This is a genomic window from Kordiimonas laminariae (assembly GCF_023008165.1).
In the GTDB taxonomy this organism is placed as follows: Bacteria; Pseudomonadota; Alphaproteobacteria; order Sphingomonadales; family Kordiimonadaceae; genus Kordiimonas; species Kordiimonas laminariae.
Window position 1 is genome coordinate 368075 of the sequence record NZ_JAKQZA010000002.1, and the last position, 17624, is coordinate 385698.

The 17624-nt window shown below is 46.2% G+C and carries 20 protein-coding genes; 7 read left to right on the top strand and 13 right to left on the bottom strand.

Translation table 11 applies throughout. The features are described from left to right. Positions 1-8: 8 nt before the first annotated feature. Complete coding sequence (coxB, locus tag MF542_RS05200; RefSeq protein ID WP_247016658.1) at positions 9-899, bottom strand: cytochrome c oxidase subunit II; 891 nt, start codon at positions 897-899, stop codon at positions 9-11. Positions 900-1221: 322 nt separating this feature from the next. On the opposite strand from coxB, the gene tldD reads away from it, so the two are divergent. Next, a complete protein-coding gene (gene tldD, locus MF542_RS05205) occupies positions 1222-2655 on the top strand; it encodes a metalloprotease TldD (RefSeq protein WP_247016660.1) in 1434 nt (477 codons plus the stop codon). A 56-nt stretch (positions 2656-2711) separates the two neighbouring features. Here tldD and MF542_RS05210 read toward each other — a convergent pair whose 3' ends face one another. From MF542_RS05210 to MF542_RS05225, 4 genes are all read right to left on the bottom strand, one after another. Next, positions 2712-3290 carry a PAS domain-containing protein gene (locus MF542_RS05210; protein ID WP_247016662.1) on the bottom strand — a complete coding sequence of 193 codons (579 nt, stop codon included), beginning with the start codon at positions 3288-3290 and terminating at the stop codon, positions 2712-2714. A 75-nt stretch (positions 3291-3365) separates the two neighbouring features. Beyond that, a complete protein-coding gene (locus MF542_RS05215; RefSeq protein ID WP_247016664.1) occupies positions 3366-3929 on the bottom strand; it encodes a PAS domain-containing protein in 564 nt (187 codons plus the stop codon). 134 nt (positions 3930-4063) lie between these two features. Beyond that, on the bottom strand, positions 4064-4690 hold the full coding sequence (locus tag MF542_RS05220; RefSeq protein WP_247016667.1) for a CoA transferase subunit B: 627 nt from the start codon (positions 4688-4690) through the stop codon (positions 4064-4066). Further along, a complete protein-coding gene (locus MF542_RS05225; protein WP_247016669.1) occupies positions 4690-5394 on the bottom strand; it encodes a CoA transferase subunit A in 705 nt (234 codons plus the stop codon). The genes MF542_RS05220 and MF542_RS05225 overlap by 1 nt, the downstream gene beginning before the upstream one ends. Positions 5395-5594: 200 nt before the next feature. On the opposite strand from MF542_RS05225, the gene MF542_RS05230 reads away from it, so the two are divergent. Beyond that, positions 5595-5864, top strand: a complete 270-nt coding sequence (locus MF542_RS05230; RefSeq protein ID WP_247016671.1) for a hypothetical protein — start codon at positions 5595-5597, stop codon at positions 5862-5864. A gap of 22 nt (positions 5865-5886) precedes the next feature. Here MF542_RS05230 and MF542_RS05235 read toward each other — a convergent pair whose 3' ends face one another. Beyond that, entirely contained in the window at positions 5887-7161 is a 1275-nt protein-coding gene (locus MF542_RS05235) for an alpha/beta hydrolase-fold protein (RefSeq protein ID WP_247016674.1), read from the bottom strand. Between the two features lie 196 nt (positions 7162-7357). On the opposite strand from MF542_RS05235, the gene MF542_RS05240 reads away from it, so the two are divergent. Continuing rightward, complete coding sequence (locus tag MF542_RS05240) at positions 7358-8080, top strand: glutathione S-transferase family protein (RefSeq protein WP_247016676.1); 723 nt, start codon at positions 7358-7360, stop codon at positions 8078-8080. Positions 8081-8135: 55 nt separating this feature from the next. On the opposite strand, the gene ppa is transcribed toward MF542_RS05240, so the two are convergent. Both ppa and ubiA read right to left on the bottom strand, forming a co-directional pair. Further along, positions 8136-8663, bottom strand: a complete 528-nt coding sequence (gene ppa / locus MF542_RS05245; protein ID WP_247016678.1) for an inorganic diphosphatase — start codon at positions 8661-8663, stop codon at positions 8136-8138. A 33-nt stretch (positions 8664-8696) separates the two neighbouring features. Next, positions 8697-9659 (bottom strand): 4-hydroxybenzoate octaprenyltransferase, encoded by a 963-nt coding sequence (gene ubiA / locus MF542_RS05250; RefSeq protein ID WP_247016680.1) that lies wholly within the window; start codon positions 9657-9659, stop codon positions 8697-8699. Positions 9660-9751: 92 nt separating this feature from the next. Between ubiA and MF542_RS05255 the strand changes: the two genes are divergently transcribed. Beyond that, positions 9752-10492: a 16S rRNA (uracil(1498)-N(3))-methyltransferase gene (locus MF542_RS05255; RefSeq protein WP_247016682.1), complete on the top strand. Its 741-nt coding sequence runs from the start codon at positions 9752-9754 to the stop codon at positions 10490-10492. 44 nt (positions 10493-10536) lie between these two features. On the opposite strand, the gene MF542_RS05260 is transcribed toward MF542_RS05255, so the two are convergent. After that, positions 10537-11367 carry a mechanosensitive ion channel family protein gene (locus MF542_RS05260; RefSeq protein ID WP_343264848.1) on the bottom strand — a complete coding sequence of 277 codons (831 nt, stop codon included), beginning with the start codon at positions 11365-11367 and terminating at the stop codon, positions 10537-10539. A gap of 274 nt (positions 11368-11641) precedes the next feature. Between MF542_RS05260 and MF542_RS05265 the strand changes: the two genes are divergently transcribed. After that, positions 11642-13006 (top strand): glutamate--cysteine ligase, encoded by a 1365-nt coding sequence (locus MF542_RS05265; RefSeq protein ID WP_247016687.1) that lies wholly within the window; start codon positions 11642-11644, stop codon positions 13004-13006. A 105-nt stretch (positions 13007-13111) separates the two neighbouring features. Continuing rightward, positions 13112-13390, top strand: coding sequence for an STAS domain-containing protein (locus MF542_RS05270; RefSeq protein WP_247016689.1), 279 nt, complete (start codon positions 13112-13114; stop codon positions 13388-13390). A gap of 1 nt (position 13391) precedes the next feature. On the opposite strand, the gene MF542_RS05275 is transcribed toward MF542_RS05270, so the two are convergent. Next, the gene (locus MF542_RS05275; RefSeq protein ID WP_247016690.1) at positions 13392-13907 is read right to left on the bottom strand and encodes a putative signal transducing protein; all 516 of its coding nucleotides are present in this window, start codon (positions 13905-13907) and stop codon (positions 13392-13394) included. A 14-nt stretch (positions 13908-13921) separates the two neighbouring features. Beyond that, positions 13922-14464: a pyridoxamine 5'-phosphate oxidase family protein gene (locus MF542_RS05280; protein WP_247016692.1), complete on the bottom strand. Its 543-nt coding sequence runs from the start codon at positions 14462-14464 to the stop codon at positions 13922-13924. 155 nt (positions 14465-14619) lie between these two features. Here MF542_RS05280 and MF542_RS05285 point away from each other — a divergent pair, with 155 nt between their 5' ends. Next, positions 14620-14913 (top strand): hypothetical protein, encoded by a 294-nt coding sequence (locus tag MF542_RS05285; RefSeq protein ID WP_247016694.1) that lies wholly within the window; start codon positions 14620-14622, stop codon positions 14911-14913. On the opposite strand, the gene MF542_RS05290 is transcribed toward MF542_RS05285, so the two are convergent. Together MF542_RS05290 and uvrB are read right to left on the bottom strand one after the other, a co-directional pair. Next, positions 14910-15263: an MmcQ/YjbR family DNA-binding protein gene (locus tag MF542_RS05290; protein ID WP_247016696.1), complete on the bottom strand. Its 354-nt coding sequence runs from the start codon at positions 15261-15263 to the stop codon at positions 14910-14912. The genes MF542_RS05285 and MF542_RS05290 overlap by 4 nt on opposite strands. 9 nt (positions 15264-15272) lie before the next feature. Beyond that, complete coding sequence (gene uvrB / locus MF542_RS05295; RefSeq protein ID WP_247016698.1) at positions 15273-17417, bottom strand: excinuclease ABC subunit UvrB; 2145 nt, start codon at positions 17415-17417, stop codon at positions 15273-15275. Between the last annotated feature and the right edge of the window lie 207 nt (positions 17418-17624).

Consider the following 17624-nt stretch of genomic DNA (forward strand, 5'->3'; position numbering starts at 1 on the left):
TTCTCTCCTTAGCGACCAAGCTGTGTAGTAGCAGCGTCAGCATAATTTAGCTTCGCTAGCTCTACCCACTTGGCAAAATCTTCTTTTGAAACAACTTCTACTGCGATCGGCATATAAGCGTGGTCTTTACCACATAGCTCTGAACACTGACCGTAGTATGTACCAACATGGTCTACTTCGAACCAAGTTTCATTCAAACGGCCTGGTACAGCATCAAGCTTCACACCAAACGCTGGAACAGTCCAAGCGTGGATCACATCAGAACCAGTAAGCTGAACTTTGATCTTCGTATTAACAGGAACAACCAAACGGTTATCTGTATCAAGAAGACGCGCGTTCAGTTTTGCTGGACGACCTAGGAATGCAGAAAGATCTCTTTCGTATGTTGCGCGCTCATCAGCATTTTTAAATGCACTGTCAGGCACAAGCAGAGATGTGAACTCAATATCGCCATGATCCGGGTAAGAATAAGTCCAGTTCCACTGGTTACCTGTCACCTTGATCGCAAACTCTGTCTCAGGAACAACGTCCTGATAATAAAGAAGCGGTAGTGAAGTTGCACCGATCACCGCAAGGATAATGATTGGAACACCAGTCCAAATAATTTCAATCACTGTGTTGTGACTTACTTTAGATGGATTTGGGTTCGCTTTCGCGCGGTAACGGAACATTACATAGAACATCAGCGCAAACACAAAGATTGTGATTACAGTGATGATCCAAAGAAGTTCCATGTTAAACGCACCAACCTTAGCGGCCTGCTCGTTTGCAGCTTCCTGAAGCCACAGCCCCTTCTCGTGAGGTTGACCAAGTGGCCCCTCAGCCAAGGCGCTAACCGTAAAACCGATCATAGCTGTGAATGCAGCCATCAAACCGGCGGTAAGCCTTTTAACGCTCATAGTTCTGCTTTCCTTTTATTTCCTACCCCTAACACGGGCACCCTGCAGACAACCTACCCTGAAGTCTACCGGGGACCAGCCGCTCTGACAAAACCCCTAAAGGTCCTAACAGCTGGCATAATGAACCGTCGTTATAACGACACGTTGTCGCAGGCTCAAGCCTGAGAGCACTGTTACGGACATTTTTCTGCCAAAAATGTTAAAATTTCTATTCAAACGCTTGTTTTGTATGCGCAAGAGTACCATGCTTACGTATAGATAACAGCTTGGTTTGCGTCTTTTTGTCGCACAAAGGCTTGTAAAAAGATCACGGAGTACAGCCATGACCGATGCCCCTGCATCGCTTAATTTCTTTTTTGAGCAATCAGAACTTGATGAAAAACGTACAGAATCTCTGGTTTCTGAAGCTTTATCCGGTATGGATGACGGGGAAATTTATCTCGAATCCACTCAATCAGAATCATTTTCATACGATGATGGGCGCCTGAAGGCAGCTTCTTTTGATTCGAGTCAAGGATTTGGGCTTAGGGCTGTAGCAGACGAATCAACTGGCTATGCGCATTCAAATGAACTTTCTGAAGCTGCCATCAAACGTGCGGCAGATACTGTTCGTGCAGTAAAAAGTGGCCATGACGGTAGCATGAGCCTCGCGCCAGCACGAACCAACAAACAACTTTACACGGACGAAAACCCGCTTGGCGGCATTTCGTTTGACCGTAAAGTAAAACTTCTTGAAGAAATTGATGAATATGCTCGCGCGCAAGATGACCGGATCAGACAAGTAAGCGCCTCTATTCTTGGTAGCTGGCAAGCTGTAGAAATCATCCGCGCTGATGGTCATCGCGTCAGAGACATCCGTCCACTGGTACGGCTGAACGTTTCTGTAGTGCTTGGTGAAGGCGATAGGCAAGAAGCGGGCAATGAAGGTGCTGGCGGCAGGCAATCCTACGATTTCCTTTTTGATGAAGCACACTGGCAGGCACAAGTGAATGAAGCTATTCGCCAAGCTAATGTAAACCTTGAAAGCGTTGATGCACCTGCGGGCGAAATGACCGTTGTTCTTGGCCCAGGTTGGCCCGGCGTGCTTCTTCATGAAGCTGTAGGCCACGGTCTTGAAGGTGATTTCAATAGAAAGAAGACATCCGCATTCGCTGGGCTTATGGGTGAACGTGTTGCAGCCCCCGGCATCACAGTTGTGGATGACGGTACTATTGATAGCCGCAGAGGTTCACTGTCAGTTGACGATGAAGGCACACCAACGGAACGTACTGTTCTAATCGAAGACGGCATTCTAAAAGGCTACATGCAAGACCGCCTGAATGCACGCCTTATGGGTATGACGCCAACTGGTAATGGTCGCAGGCAGAGTTTCGCCCATGCGCCAATGCCTCGTATGACGAACACCTTCATGATGGCAGGCGATAAAGACCCAGCTGAAATTTTGGCTAGTGTGGATGACGGTCTTTACGCCGTGAATTTTGGTGGCGGCCAAGTTGATATCACATCAGGTAAGTTTGTATTCAGTTGTACAGAAGCATACCGCGTACGCGGCGGCAAAATTGCCGAACCTGTAAAAGGTGCCACGCTTATTGGCAGTGGCCCTGAGGTACTAAAACATGTTTCCATGATCGGTAATGACCTGAAACTGGATAATGGCGTTGGTACTTGCGGCAAGGGCGGACAAACAGTTCCGGCTGGTGTGGGGCAACCTACACTGAAAATTGACGGCCTGACTGTAGGCGGCACTGCAGGTTAACAAAAACTAAGCCTGATGTGCTTCTCCCGTACATCAGGCCCCTCCCGCCAACTATTTCAATCCGGTTGCGGCACCCCTGCACCGATATCCACATATTCATGTAAGTTCGCAAGCGCAACGGTGTGCTTGGGCTGTTCGAAAAAGGCAGGCCTCTGCCCCATAGCGGGGGTAACGCATATTGTCATCACCTGCATTGGCTTCGATCCGTCTTCACTTGCCATGATGGGAAGTGAGATACCAATAGCATAGTCCTGAACTGTATTTTGCTTGCGGTTAGTCCACAGCTGCACATCTTGAGTAGTCCAAACTGCAGCACAAGGCTTATTAGCGATATTCATGAAACGTTTAGCACGCAATTCTCTTAGCTTGCCTTCTGTTACATCAAGGTAATTTTGCCCTGTATAATCAGCGCCAAGAAAATCCATGTATAAACTGGGGAAATATCTAATACGAACTTCTTCATAAGAAATAACATCAAGCAATAGAAGACAATCAAGATACCGGCTGATATCTCTTAAGTTCACGTTTTTTCTCAGCGGCAGCAACTCATTACCTGCCCACTTTCTCCAAGTAGACAAGATATAGCGAAGTTCTGTACTTTCTGCGAACGCAGGTAATCCTATCTGAAGTTCCATTGCAATACGCTCACCGCTTTTGTCTTTAAAGTGTAAAAATCAAATCTCTTTTAAGCGTGCCTTATCTTTCATCACTCAAGATACTGTCTGGGGCACACCAGCGCCAATATCTACATACATATGATTATTTGCTACCGTAACATTTGCAATCGGCTGATCAGAAAAAGATGGTCGTTCACGACCAGCAAGAGGAAAGCAAACCTGCAACATTTGCATAGGCTTCAATCCCTTTTCACAAGCAATGATTGGAACCGATAGGCCTACCGTATATTCCTGCATCTTTCCTTCGTGCTTACCAAGAGTAGTCCACACAGCAGCACATGGGTGTGACACAACATTCATCATACGCGCTGCACGCATTTCCCTTAGAGCTGGTTCGGTTACTTCCAGATAATTTCTGCCCGTATAATCGGCACCGAAATAATCCATATATAAGCTGGCAAAATACCGAATATTAATCTCGGCATGGGAAATCACGTCAAACAACATGACACAATCAAGATACTTACTAATATCCCTGAGGTTCATCTGCTCCCGGTTGGGAACAGTTTTTCCGTCTGCCCACTTATACCAAATAGCGAGCAATTCTCTGATTTCATCTCTATCTGCAAATGCTGGTAGGTCTGCCTGAAACCCCATTGCCTGCACTCCCCCTGACGCAACGTCTTAAACCGTACAAAAAGCTAAGTAAGGCATCAAAGGAATTTTGCAAACTTTGTTAATAAAAAAGCAGCCCGAAGGCTGCTTTCTTCATTCAGAAACATATTACAAAGTTAAATGATAGTCGCTTCGGTCGCGGCTTTAACTTCATCCAGCGTTACTTCTGGAGCAAGCTCAACAACTTTAAGGCCACCTTCAACCACATCAAAGACACCAAAGTTTGTAATAATACGGTCTACAACACCTGTACCTGTGAGCGGCAGTGAACATGCCTTCAGCAGTTTGGTTTCACCTTTTTTGTTGGTGTGATCCATAATCACAACAACACGCTTCACACCGGCAACAAGATCCATGGCACCACCCATGCCCTTCACCATTTTGCCAGGGATCATCCAATTTGCGAGATCGCCATTTTCAGCAACTTCCATCGCACCAAGGATAGAAAGGTCGATATGGCCACCGCGGATCATTGCAAAACTATCCGCAGATGAAAAATAACTGGACGTATCAAGCTCGGTAATTGTTTGCTTCCCTGCGTTAATCAGGTCGGCATCCACTTCATCTTCATATGGGAATGGCCCCATACCCAGCATACCGTTTTCCGACTGAAGCGTTACATTCACACCTTCGGGAATATAGTTCGCTACGAGCGTTGGAATACCAATACCGAGGTTCACATAATAGCCGTCCTGCAGTTCCAGTGCAGCCCGAGCAGCCATTTGGTTACGATCCCAAGCCATTATGCTGTCTCCCTCTCGCGAACGGTACGCTGTTCAATACGCTTTTCGTGGTTCCCCTTGATAAGACGCTGCACGTAAATACCCGGCGTGTGGATATGATCCGGGTCAAGTTCACCAGCTTCCACAATCTCTTCCACTTCCACCACCGTGATTTTACCAGCTGTTGCCATCATCGGGTTAAAGTTACGCGCCGTTTTACGGTAAACAAGGTTACCTTCAGTATCTGCTTTCCAGGCCTTCACAATAGAAACATCGGCAACAAGGCCTGTTTCCATGATGAATGTTTCGCCATCAAAATCCCGGTGATCTTTGCCTTCAGCAATCACAGTACCGACACCCGTTTTTGTATAAAAACCAGGGATGCCTGCACCGCCAGCACGAATACGTTCTGCAAGCGTACCTTGCGGGTTAAACTCAAGCTCAAGTTCACCTTCCAGATACTGGCGTTCAAACTCTTTGTTTTCGCCCACATACGAACTGATCATTTTTTTGATCTGCTTGGCATCAAGCAACACGCCAAGACCAAAACCATCCACACCACAGTTGTTTGAAATAACTGTAAGATCTTTGGCACCATCATTATGAATTGCCGTTATCAGGTTTTCCGGAATACCGCACAGGCCAAAACCACCTGCCATTATAGTCATGTCATCAAAAAGCAGACCTTCAAGTGCACTTTCTGCACTATCGTAAATCTTCCGCATTGGTGTCTCCCAATCAAATGAGCCGAAAACACACGCTCACACGCGCTGAAGGTTGAAATATCGATTAATAGTTACATATGCAACTAATATTTCTGTGTTCGATATAGATTACCTTTTATGTTGCCCTGTTGAAGCCACAATATGTGCATACTATATATAGAAGATATCTATAATAAAATGACTGCGACAGGAGAAACCTCATGATGCGCATTATATGCCGAATAATCGGTGGAGCGCTCTGCTTTTTCGGTGTGATTGGTATGTTAACACCAATCCCGTTTGGTTTGATTTTATTTGTTATCGGTCTGATGTTCCTGATCCCGAGCACCCCCTCTGCTGCACGCGGTGTTCGCTGGGCACGCACAAAAGTGGGCATCTTTGACCGCGCGATGACTGCGATCACTAATCGAGCGCCTATGCCGTATCGCCGGGTTCTTCGCCAAACAGAAATCAATAGCTACGATTGGTAGCCCAATTCCGGACTACCAGAATTTACTTAAGAGCTGCCAGCTTTTCTTGCAGTTCGTTTAAACGTTCGTCTTTTTTATCTTTAGCCAGATCAACTGCACGCTCATACATTTTCTTTGCCTGTCCTGTGCGCTCAGCTGCGGCATAGGCCTCCCCTAAACCAGCATAAGCGCCAACTGAAGATGGGAAGCGTGCAACAAGCCTTTCATACATTTTCACAGCAGCTCTAGCTTTGCCGTGTTTCAGATAAAATTGTGCATAGGCATTGATCCAATACGCTCGTTGGCGCGCAAAATACCGATCAAAGTTCGCACGCAGGCGGTCCATCAAAGCTACATCATCATTCTGCATAGCAATACGTGCCATCCAGAAAATTCCATCCTCTGACACGTCTTTTGAAACGCCGTATTTGTCGCCACGAGCTCGGTAGAAACGTTTCACTCCCTCAAGGCCACCGAATGCCTTAAACTCTTCCATGGTTTTAAAAATAGGGTCGCCATAATCAGCAAAGCGCTTTCTAAGGCCAGAATATAAAAGCACATGCGGCGTTGTGATGTGCTCTTCTCCTGTCGTTTCGGTAAAGTGCCATTCAAGATTTGAAGGTGCACTCTCTTCCAAAACTCCAGCAAGAGCTTGAGTGCCTTCAATCACAGGGCTTTCAGTCGTATCCGCACCAAACGAAAGGAATTTCTTTTGCTCAAATGCTTCAAGTTCAGCAAGTAATTGAGCCGAAGTTTTACCTGTATAAGATTCGTAATTTGCCACAGGGAACGGGCTTGAGGTAATCGCTGCCTCAAAGGTATCAGGTGCCTTAAGGAGGGCATGAATGGCAAAGCCACCTGTATAAGCCCATCCTGCGAGCGTGTTACCGCCTCGTGTTCGGTAATTACTTTCCACATAGGGAACCGCCGTTTCTTTCAAAAAAGCCAGAACGTTTTCTGAAGTTTCTGAGCCTGCATAATAACGGCTGTTTTGCTGATCTGAATGCGGCACACCTACAATAATAAGCTCAGGAATAAACCCCTTTGAAGAAAGCCTGTTTACAAAACTTACGGCGTGCTGGAACTGCCACTGCCCATCAAGCACATAGAGTACAGGATAGCTTCTTTCTTCTTCCTGCTTATAACTAGCTGGTAGGGCAATTTGCAAAGCCTGCTCTTTTTCAAGATGCGGTGACTGAAACATATATTGCTGCCCAATCACAATATCCTGTGCTGTTACACCAGCAGTCTCCTGCGCTTGTGCTCCACACGTCATGAACGCCACCGCACACACTGCGCTTTTAAGACAGAATTTCATCGGTTTCTCCCCCTAAAGAATGGGAAGGAACCTATGATATCCTCCTGAGTACCGCAATTAATCTGCGGCAAAATGAATAAACGCACGTTTCACCGCAATATATACCTATCGTTTAAGGGCATAAACCATGCCTATACTGACATTTTTTGTCATCTTCACGTTTTATGACATAGTGCATCAAGGCGAGGAGACGACAATGACTGACAAACTAACATTACTGCAATTTCGAACCACCGAAGAGGTACCAAACTTCAGTCCATTCTGCGTAAAAGCGGAAGTACTGCTAAAAATGGCAGGAATATCATACAATATTGAAGATATTGATGATCCGCGCGGCATGCCAAAAGGCAAAGCTCCTGTGGTACGAGATGGAAACGAACTGATTGCTGATTCCGAATTCATTAAAGGTCATATAGAAACAGCTAAAGGCTTTACTTTTGACGCGCACCTAAGCGCCGAAGAAAAGGCTCAGTGCCATGCCTTCACCAAGCTAATTGATGAACGACTTTACTGGGCGCTGGTATATGATCGCTGGATCGATGAAAATAATTGGCCCCACACCAAAGAATTCTGGTTCGGAAGCATGCCGTTCCCACTTAAACATATTGTACCAGGCGTTGCCCTTAAATCCGTAAAGCAGAACTTAAACGGCCATGGGATTGGCCGCCATACCCATGACGAAATTCATGCACTCGCAAAATCCGATCTTGATGCGATAGCAGCACAGCTTGGTGACAAACCTTTCTTGTTTGGGGATAAACCTTCAACAGCTGACGCTTCTGCCTATGGTGTACTGGTAAATTTAGCTCAAACCACAGCACTGCCAGCCAAGTTAGCCGATACGATCAAGGAATATCCATCACTTCTGGAATATGTAAAGCGGTGCAACGAGCACTGGTACCCCGGCAAATACCACTAAACAAAAAAGGGCCTCGATCTGAGGCCCTTTCCGTATTCTTAATGGCGAAAGAAACTTACTTCTTCGCAGCTTCAATAGATTTTGTGATTAGCTCAGCCGCTTTTTCCGGGCCATCCCAACCAACAATCTTTACCCATTTGCCTTTTTCAAGGTCTTTATAGTGCTCAAAGAAGTGGCCAATCTGGTCCAGGAAGATCTTTGGAAGTTCTTCATAGCTTTGAACATCGCTGTGGAATGGGTGCAGCTTATCAACAGGAACCATAAGAAGCTTTTCATCCATACCAGCTTCATCTTCCATAATCAGCACGCCAAGTGGGCGACAACGTACAACAGCGCCAGGCATAATTGGTGTGTGGTTCGCAAGGATTACATCTGCAGGGTCACCATCATCAGCAAGTGTGTGAGGAATAAAGCCATAGTTACACGGGTAACGCATGGATGTGTGCATAATACGGTCTACAAACAGCGCACCGGAATCTTTATCCAGCTCATATTTCACTGGCTCTGTGCCAGCAGGTACTTCGATAATTACGTTAACGTCCCACGGAGCGTTTTCGCCAATAGAAATCTTGCTGATATCCATAAGGAAAATCCTAAGAAAAATTAATTACACCAATCACCCGAGAATTTCCTGAAAGCGCGGTAGAAACTGTCCCGCAAGCAGGCTGACAAACACGATCCAGCCAAAAGAAATATTCGAACGAAAAACTTCAAGACAAACATCCGGGGCATTTATATCCACGCGAACAATCTGCCTCCAAAGCTGCACAGCAGCAAAGGTGATGCCGATGTAATAGAATTCTCCAAGGTTTGCAAGGTATCCCGCAGCTATTAACGCAAAAATAAAAATACTGTAAAAAACCTTAAGGGCAGAGCCAGTTTTCTCGCCAAGCGCCAGAGCTGTAGATTTCACACCTACAAGAGCATCATCCTCCCTGTCCTGATGCGCATAAATGGTATCGTAACCCAGTGTCCAGAAAATGGTACCTGCATACATAACTATTGGTGCGGCGGTCAGGTTTCCCTGCATAGCGGCCCAACCAACAAGCGCTCCCCAATTAAAAGTGAGCCCGAGCCAAGCTTGCGGCCAATAGGTAATCCGTTTCATGAATGGATACCCTGCCACAAGAAGAAGAGATGAAACACCAACAACAATTGCGAAGCTGTTTAACTGCAGCAGTACAAGCAAACCAAGTACGCACTGGAACCCCAGAAAGGCCGCCGCCTGCTTCATACTTACTTCACCCGCTGGAATTGGACGGCTTTTAGTTCGGTCGACCTGAGCATCAAAATCACGATCCACCATATCATTATATGTACACCCAGCCCCACGCATAGCGAGCGCACCGATAGCAAAAAGCACCATATAATAAAAAGGTTTTACACGCAGTTCACCACCAAGTGCTAAAGCCACTGACCACCAGCAAGGCCATAATAGAAGCCATGTACCAACAGGCCGATCCATACGAGCAAGCTTAAGGTATGGCCGCATCCAATTTGGTGCGTTTCTGTAAACCCAACTACCTTCTATGGCATCTGCGGTTACAACAACATCTGGTGTATTTGGTTTCTGTGTCATGTCCTGTCGCTACGATGGTCCTGCCATAGTGTCAAGGAATGCTTGACAGAAGTTCTACTTGTCGCGATTTTCACCACAATCGGAGATGCAGAATGCGCAACAAAATTGATATCAGATTGTTTATTGAAACAAGCCTTCCTGGTGATGGTTTTATCACGCTTGAGCAAGATCAAAGCCATTATCTTGCTAATGTTATGCGCTTAAAGGCAGGTGCGGGTCTCGCGCTATTCAACGGGAAAGACGGTGAATGGGCTGCAGAAATATCCGACGTTAAAAAACGTGCCGTTACTGTCCGCATTACTGAGAGGGTGAAAGAACAAATAGAAGAGCCTGATGTATGGCTGGTATTCGCACCTATTAAAAAAGCGCGTATCGATTTTATCGCCCAAAAAGCAACCGAACTAGGTGCAGGACATCTACATCCAGTCTATACACGCCGCACGATTGTAGACCGTGTAAAAACTGAACGCCTGCACGCTAATGCCGTGGAAGCAGCAGAACAGTGTGAACGCCTAACTGTACCAACGGTTGCTGAACCGGAAAAACTGGACAAACTACTCGATAATTGGCCGGAAGACCGCCGCATCATGTTCTGTGATGAAGACTTGAGCGGCAGATCAGCACACCAAGCTCTCGCAGCACAAAGCAATACTACAAATGAACCATGGGCAATTATTATTGGGCCAGAAGGTGGCTTCGATGAAAACGAGCGTAACCGCATCAAATCAATGCCCCAAACAACAGTCGTCTCTCTCGGCCCCCGAGTGCTTAGAGCAGATACAGCTGCAATGGCTGCCCTGACACTTTGGCAATCTGCACTTGGCGATTGGTAGGCAAGGTAGAGCCCCAAACATCTTTGTGTATGGGGCCCGATATTCTATTCGTCGCCTTTAAATAATATCACTTTACGGTGCGGGAACGGAATCTCAATTTCAGCTGCATCAAGGGCCTTTTTTACTTGTTCAGGCACGGAATAGCGCACATCAAAATAATGCTCACCTTTACAAAACGGCCTCACAATAAAATCGACTGAGGAATCATTAAGCGTCTCCACCTCAAGAAACCATGCAGGGTCTTTCAACACGTGCGGGTGCTCCTCAAGCACTTTTTCAATAACACCGCGCGCTTTGTCGATATCCTCATCATAAGCAATACCAAAATTCATATCCACACCACGCACCTCATAGTGGCTATGATTAATGATCTGCTGCCCCCAAATCTGACTATTTGGGATAATAATCTGTTGATTATCAAAGGTTTGCAGGATGGTTGTGAATAGATCAATCTCAGTTACGTTACCAAACTTCCCCGCTGCATCGATAAAGTCCCCGACCTTGTATGGGCGGAAAATCATCAACAAAACGCCTGCCGAAAGATTAGACAAAGCCCCCTGAAGCGCTAAACCAACAGCCAATCCAGCCGCACCTAACAAGGCAACAACAGAGGCAGTTTCAATGCCGAATTGGTTCAATACTGCAATAAAAACCATCGCAAGTATTACATACTTTGCTATGCTTCCAAAAAATCGAAATAGTGAGATATCTAATTTTTCATGCTTCTCACCAAGCCCACCAATGAAAGAAGATATTCTACCTGCAAACCAATATCCAATGATCAATATAAGGATGGCGAGTAAAATATTTGTCCCCCACGCTATGCTGCTACTTATCAGAGCATTAACATCGACGCTTTCGAGATATTCCATCATGATTAATTCCTAACATGCTGATCACTTGCCGCCCAATCATTGGAGCATATTTACCATAAGTAGTACTATCTAAATTCATAGTTTTTCACAAATTGTATTTTGTATATGGTGTGATTTCCCATACCCATAAAACCACAGTTAAGGTTTGGTAATTCTGCCAACTTTAGTAGGAAAAATGCTCACTTACGCGTGAAGCTAATTTACTTTTCTTGAAACAACGCTATCCAGCACCTAAATTCTGGACTTGCTTAAGGTTTTAGGGAACCATTTATTTATGTCTTCTTCACAGAAAGTTATCACGGCGAAAGCTGATCTTGTTGAGTATCTGGAAACAGGTTCAAAGCCTGATCGGTCCACATGGCGGATTGGTTCAGAACATGAGAAGTTTATCTTTTATCGCCCGGATAACAGCCCCCTTGCTTATGAAGCACAAGGCGATAAACCGGGCATCAAAGATGTTATTCAGGCCTTTATTGACCATGGCTGGGCACCCTACGAAGAAAATGGTTACCTAATTGCTGCCAAGAAAGATGGCGCATCAATCACATTGGAACCCGGCGGACAATTTGAGCTGTCAGGCGCTCCGCTTGAAACTATTCACCAAACCTGCAACGAAACATCTTCTCATTTGAAGTGCACACAAGAGATTGGCGAAAAACTAAACATTGGCTTCCTCGGACTGGGTTTTCACCCCACCCTGAAGCGTGAAGAAATCCCGGTAATGCCAAAAGCACGGTATGACATTATGCGTGCTTATATGCCAACGGTTGGTACCATGGGCTTGGATATGATGCTACGCACATGCACGGTACAGGTGAACCTTGATTTCGCTAGCGAAGCAGACATGATCGAAAAGTTCCGTATCAGCCTGGCTTTACAGCCGCTTGCAACAGCGCTGTTTGCCAACTCCCCTATGAAAGAAGGCAAACTGAACGGCTTCAAGAGCCTTCGCAGCCACGTGTGGACAGACACCGACCCTGACCGCTGCGGCATGCTGCCATTTGTTTTTGAAGACGGCATGGGCTTTGAGCGCTGGGCAGATCACCTACTTGATACGCCTATGTATTTCGTACGCCGCGGCGATAAATATATTAATGCAGCAGGCCAATCTTTCCGTGATTTCATGAAAGGTGAGCTTCCTGCTCTGCCCGGTGAGCTTCCAACTATGGAAGATTTTGAAGATCACATGACTACCCTGTTCCCAGAAGTACGCCTTAAGACATTCCTTGAGATGCGCGGCGCTGATGGCGGTCCATGGTCTCGCCTGTGTGCTCTCCCTGCATTCTGGGTTGGCCTTCTGTATGATAGAGAAGCACAATCGGCTGCATGGGATCTTGTTAAAAATTGGTCTATCGAAGAAATGGCGGCTATGCGCGATAATGCACCACAGCATGGCCTGCAAACTGAAGTAAATGGACGCACGTTCCAAGATCTAGCTAAGGAAGTTTTGAAAATTTCAGACCTTGGTCTTAAGAACCGTGCTCGCTTCTCCACCAGCGGTGAAACCGAGCAAGGTTTCCTCAAATCACTCTGGGATAGCGCCGATTCTGGCAAAACACCTGCCGACAACATCAAAGATATGTTGGAAGGTGATTGGCAGGGCAACACGGCTAAGCTCTTCACAGAATTGAGTTATTAATCTTTTACGATTATTTACAAACCTAAAGATTGATTCTTATCCCCGCTTCTGTTCAACTCTTCGCGCAAATAGTAGCGCTATTTGAGCATGAAGCGGGGGAATATCATGGATTTTAAAGTCGAGACTATCGACAAGGAAACCCACATCCATCTGGAGGGGGACCTTACATTCGATTACCATCTTGGTTTTCGAAAAGTTCTGGAAGCCATTACTCCCAATACACCCCACACCACAATCTCTCTGAAAGATTTACAGTCGATGGACTCAACAGGTGTCGGCATGCTCAAACTTGCGCAAGATCAAGCCCGCAAGGTTGGAAGCGAATTACACATCACCAACATCCCGGATGACCTACAGGTGTTTGTAAAGCTACTTAAAGAATAAGCTAAAGCCACCGTAGCCAATCAATAACCATATAGAGCGCAATGGAAAAGCCACCGAGTGCACCACCCCATGCAAACGCAATCGGCATACCAGAAAAACGAGAACGCTCTTCCCTGTAATGGCTATCACACTGTAAGCAGTGAAACCATTTGTCCGTTTTTTTTGCTGCTATCCTAATTCCGGGAATAAAGGTTGGCACTTCCCCTTCAAAAGGGTGAACGCGCACAGAACCACAGTGTTTACATGCATATTCTTCGCCGTCATCATCACGCCTTATAGGAATAGCACAACGGGGCATAGTGACGATCTTTTCAAGAAGCTTAGAAGCTTCAGCATGATCAGTCGATTTAACCATCACATCTACGACCGAGCGGTACCCCGCTGCACGCATACCATTATCTGATACAAAAGCCTGGATACTCTCACCTTCCAACACAGATTTCAGTAAATCTGCATCACTAGGATCAAGGCCTGATCTAAGCATTACCAACTGGTCAATGTTGCTCTGCTGCTGCACAATAAACCTTCATTCTAATCATTCAGTCCAGTATCCAAACCATCTATGGATACAACATTCTTTTCCTGCTGATAGGCGAGGACACCTTCTTCACCCTTGCTTTCAGCCCACCGAACCATTGTCGGACGTTCAGCCTTCACTTCCATTTCAGGCACACCGTAACCGCAACTGGTTTGAACGCTTTCTACTTCAATTAAAACAATCTGCCGTACACCAGGGATTTCCGGGAATTCGGAAGCGTATGTCTGATATTCAGCACTACCAACCCGCGCGACCCGACCTCGCCCATATATGCGGTAGATCAAGGGATTACGAGTAAAGCTATTGAACATAATTGTGATACGCCCATCATGTTTTAGATGGGTACTGGTTTCATTACCGCTACCAGTTACATCCAGATACCCCACCAGATTAGGGGTAAGTACACGGAAACTATCCATACCCTTAGGGCTCAGATTAATGCGCCCCTCTGAACAGGCAGTAGCAGTAAAAAACATCGGTTGCTGTGCGATGAAATCCGCATGTTTATCGAGAATATGATCAAAAAAATCGGCCATCTAAACGTTCACTTTCATTAACAGCAAATTGATAAGAAGTCTCAGGCTATACTAACCATATAAGCATAAGAATGCCCCAATAGTTTCACAAAATTGTGGCAATTGGTTTTTATATGTATGTGCTTAACTCAAGAATATAAGGCTAAGATCTTTTTGTGACACGGCAACCAATAAAGAAATTACTTCGGTGGGCTGCGTTGCCCGTGGGTGGCTTGGTTTTTATCGTCGGCGCAATTACATTCCCACTACCACTACCAACGGGGCTGATCTTAATGGTGGTAGGCATTGCGATCGCCTGTATAAATCCGCTTGTTTTGCGCTGGGTAAAACGCAAACGTAAAAACTTTCCCGAAACCAATGAAAAACTACGTAAAGCAGAACCTCATCTTCCCGCTTTTTTAAGACGCTTCTTAAGGCGCACAGATACCCGAAACAAAAGGGATGTCTAAAACCCTAATTCTGTCCGCAACTTTTTAGTAAGCTTACCCGCAATAATCTCATGGGCATCTTCGATGTAACTTTTTATATCATCATCAGACAGAGCGCCCTCTTCTTGCACCTGCACCCATTTAGCGCGGGCCAGATACGGCGCTGGTACAACGCCCTCCAATTCACAGAGTATCTGGTAACTGAGCTCACTACATTTGAAGCTTACCTTGGTATGCGCACCCTCGCCCCAAATACCAGCAATGGCAAATATCTTGCCGCCCACTTTCCAGACAGAACTATCGCCCCACTGGATTACATTAGTGGTTGCTTTCAGTGATGCGCAAAAAACATCGAATTCATCGCGTGTCATGCATTCCCCCTAATACATTTTCCGGTGGCTTTTAGCTTTCTTGGTACGTGTTCCCGGTTTGCCGCCCAAGGAGCGCCCTTTTGGCTTACCGTGAGACGTTCCAATGCCCAGCTCGCCAGCCTCAAGTTTTTTCACTTCATCCCGCAGACGTGCAGCTTCTTCAAACTCAAGGTTCTCAGCAGCCTCTTTCATTTTCGCCATAAGCGTTTCGATATGCTTCTTAAGGTTAGAGCCAACCAAATGCTCGGCATCATCGCCAATATCCACGGTCACGTAATCGCCCGATGAAACATGTTCGAGAATATCGCCTACATTCTTCTTCACCGTGGTTGGTGTAATGCCGTGCTCAATATTATATTCAGTTTGTTTCTTACGCCTGCGTTCGGTCTCTGCAATCGCCTTTTCAAGCGAGCCTGTGATCTTATCAGCATACAGAATAACACGGCCCTCTGCGTTCCGCGCCGCGCGACCAATGGTTTGAACAAGCGATCGTTCAGAACGGAGGAACCCTTCTTTGTCTGCATCTAAGATAGCCACAAGCCCACATTCTGGAATATCCAGCCCCTCACGCAGAAGATTAATCCCCACGAGTACATCAAAAGCACCAAGGCGAAGATCACGAATAATTTCAATCCGCTCAAGCGTATCAATATCAGAGTGCATATAACGCACCTTGATACCGTTTTCATGGAGATATTCCGTAAGATCTTCCGCCATGCGTTTGGTTAGTGTCGTTGCCAGTACCCGCAGGCCTTTCTCCGCCATCTTGCGGGCTTCATGCATCAGGTCATCCACCTGACTTTCCACCGGACGCACGTCAATTTCAGGGTCGGTCAGACCAGTAGGCCGAATAACTTGCTCCGCGAACACGCCATCTGTGCGTTCAAGCTCCCAATCACCCGGTGTCGCAGATACATAAACCGTTTGCGGGCGCATCGCGTCCCACTCATCAAACTTAAGCGGTCGGTTATCCACACAGCTCGGTAAGCGGAAACCAAATTCTGCAAGTGTGCCTTTTCGTTTAGCATCTCCGCGGCTCATACCATTGATCTGTCCTACAGCTACATGGCTTTCATCCACAAACAGCAGTGCATTTTCAGGGATATATTCAAACAGCGTTGGTGGCGGATCACCTGGATTACGACCTGTTAAATAACGGCTATAGTTCTCAATACCCGCACAGGCGCCTGTTGCTTCCATCATCTCCAGATCAAAGGTGGTTCGCTGATCAATCCGCTGGGCCTCAAGGAAACGGTCGTGGTCCTGATAATATTTCAATCGCTCTTTAAGCTCTGACTTAATTCCCTTAATAGCCTGATCAAGGGTTGGGCGCGGGGTTACATAGTGGCTGTTCGCGTATATCTTAATTGCTTCTAGCGACTGCATCTTCTCGCCAGTGAGCGGGTCAAACTCAACAATCTCCTCCACCTCATCTCCAAACATCATGAGGCGCCATGCTCTGTCTTCATAGTGACTTGGGAAGATATCTATAGTGTCGCCACGTACACGGAACGTACCCCGCTGGAACGCCGCATCATTGCGGGTATACTGCATGGCTACAAGACGGCGCAGCAAATCACGGTTATCAATCTCATCACCAGCTTTGATACCAAAGGTCATCGCGGTATAGGTTTCAACCGAACCAATACCGTAAATGCAGGAAACTGATGCCACGATGATCACGTCATCTCGCTCGAGGATTGCCCGCGTCGCTGAGTGGCGCATCCGGTCAATCTGCTCATTAATCGTAGCTTCTTTTTCTACGAATGTATCGGTGCGCGGCACATAGGCCTCTGGCTGATAATAATCATAGTAAGAAACGAAATATTCCACAGCATTGTTTGGGAAGAAGCTTTTAAACTCCCCATAAAGCTGTGCAGCCAGTGTTTTATTGGGGGCCAAAATAAGTGCTGGGCGCTGAGTTTCTTCAATAATCTTTGCAACTGTAAAGGTTTTACCTGACCCAGTTACACCAAGCAGCACCTGATCCTGCTCCCCTTCTTTAATACCATCTACCAATTCACCGATTGCTGTGGGCTGATCACCCGCAGGCGTGAACTCAGAAACCACCTCAAACCGCCTGCCACCTTCGGTTTTTTCGGGGCGTTCAGGACGGTGCGGAACAAAAATATTCTGGTTCACAGGCTGCGACATAAAGCTTTCCAAACAGGTACAGAGAGAATCGTTTCCACAATGTGCCTTGTTCGCTTTTTGTTTTCAAGAAAGGCGCCTGCATATCAGACACACTTACTGACAGAAAGTGTCATTTAAAACTTTATTACCTTAAATGCTCGTAATTTAATCAATGATTATTATTTATGCACTTTTAAATCACTGAAATTACTCTATTTAAAAATTATC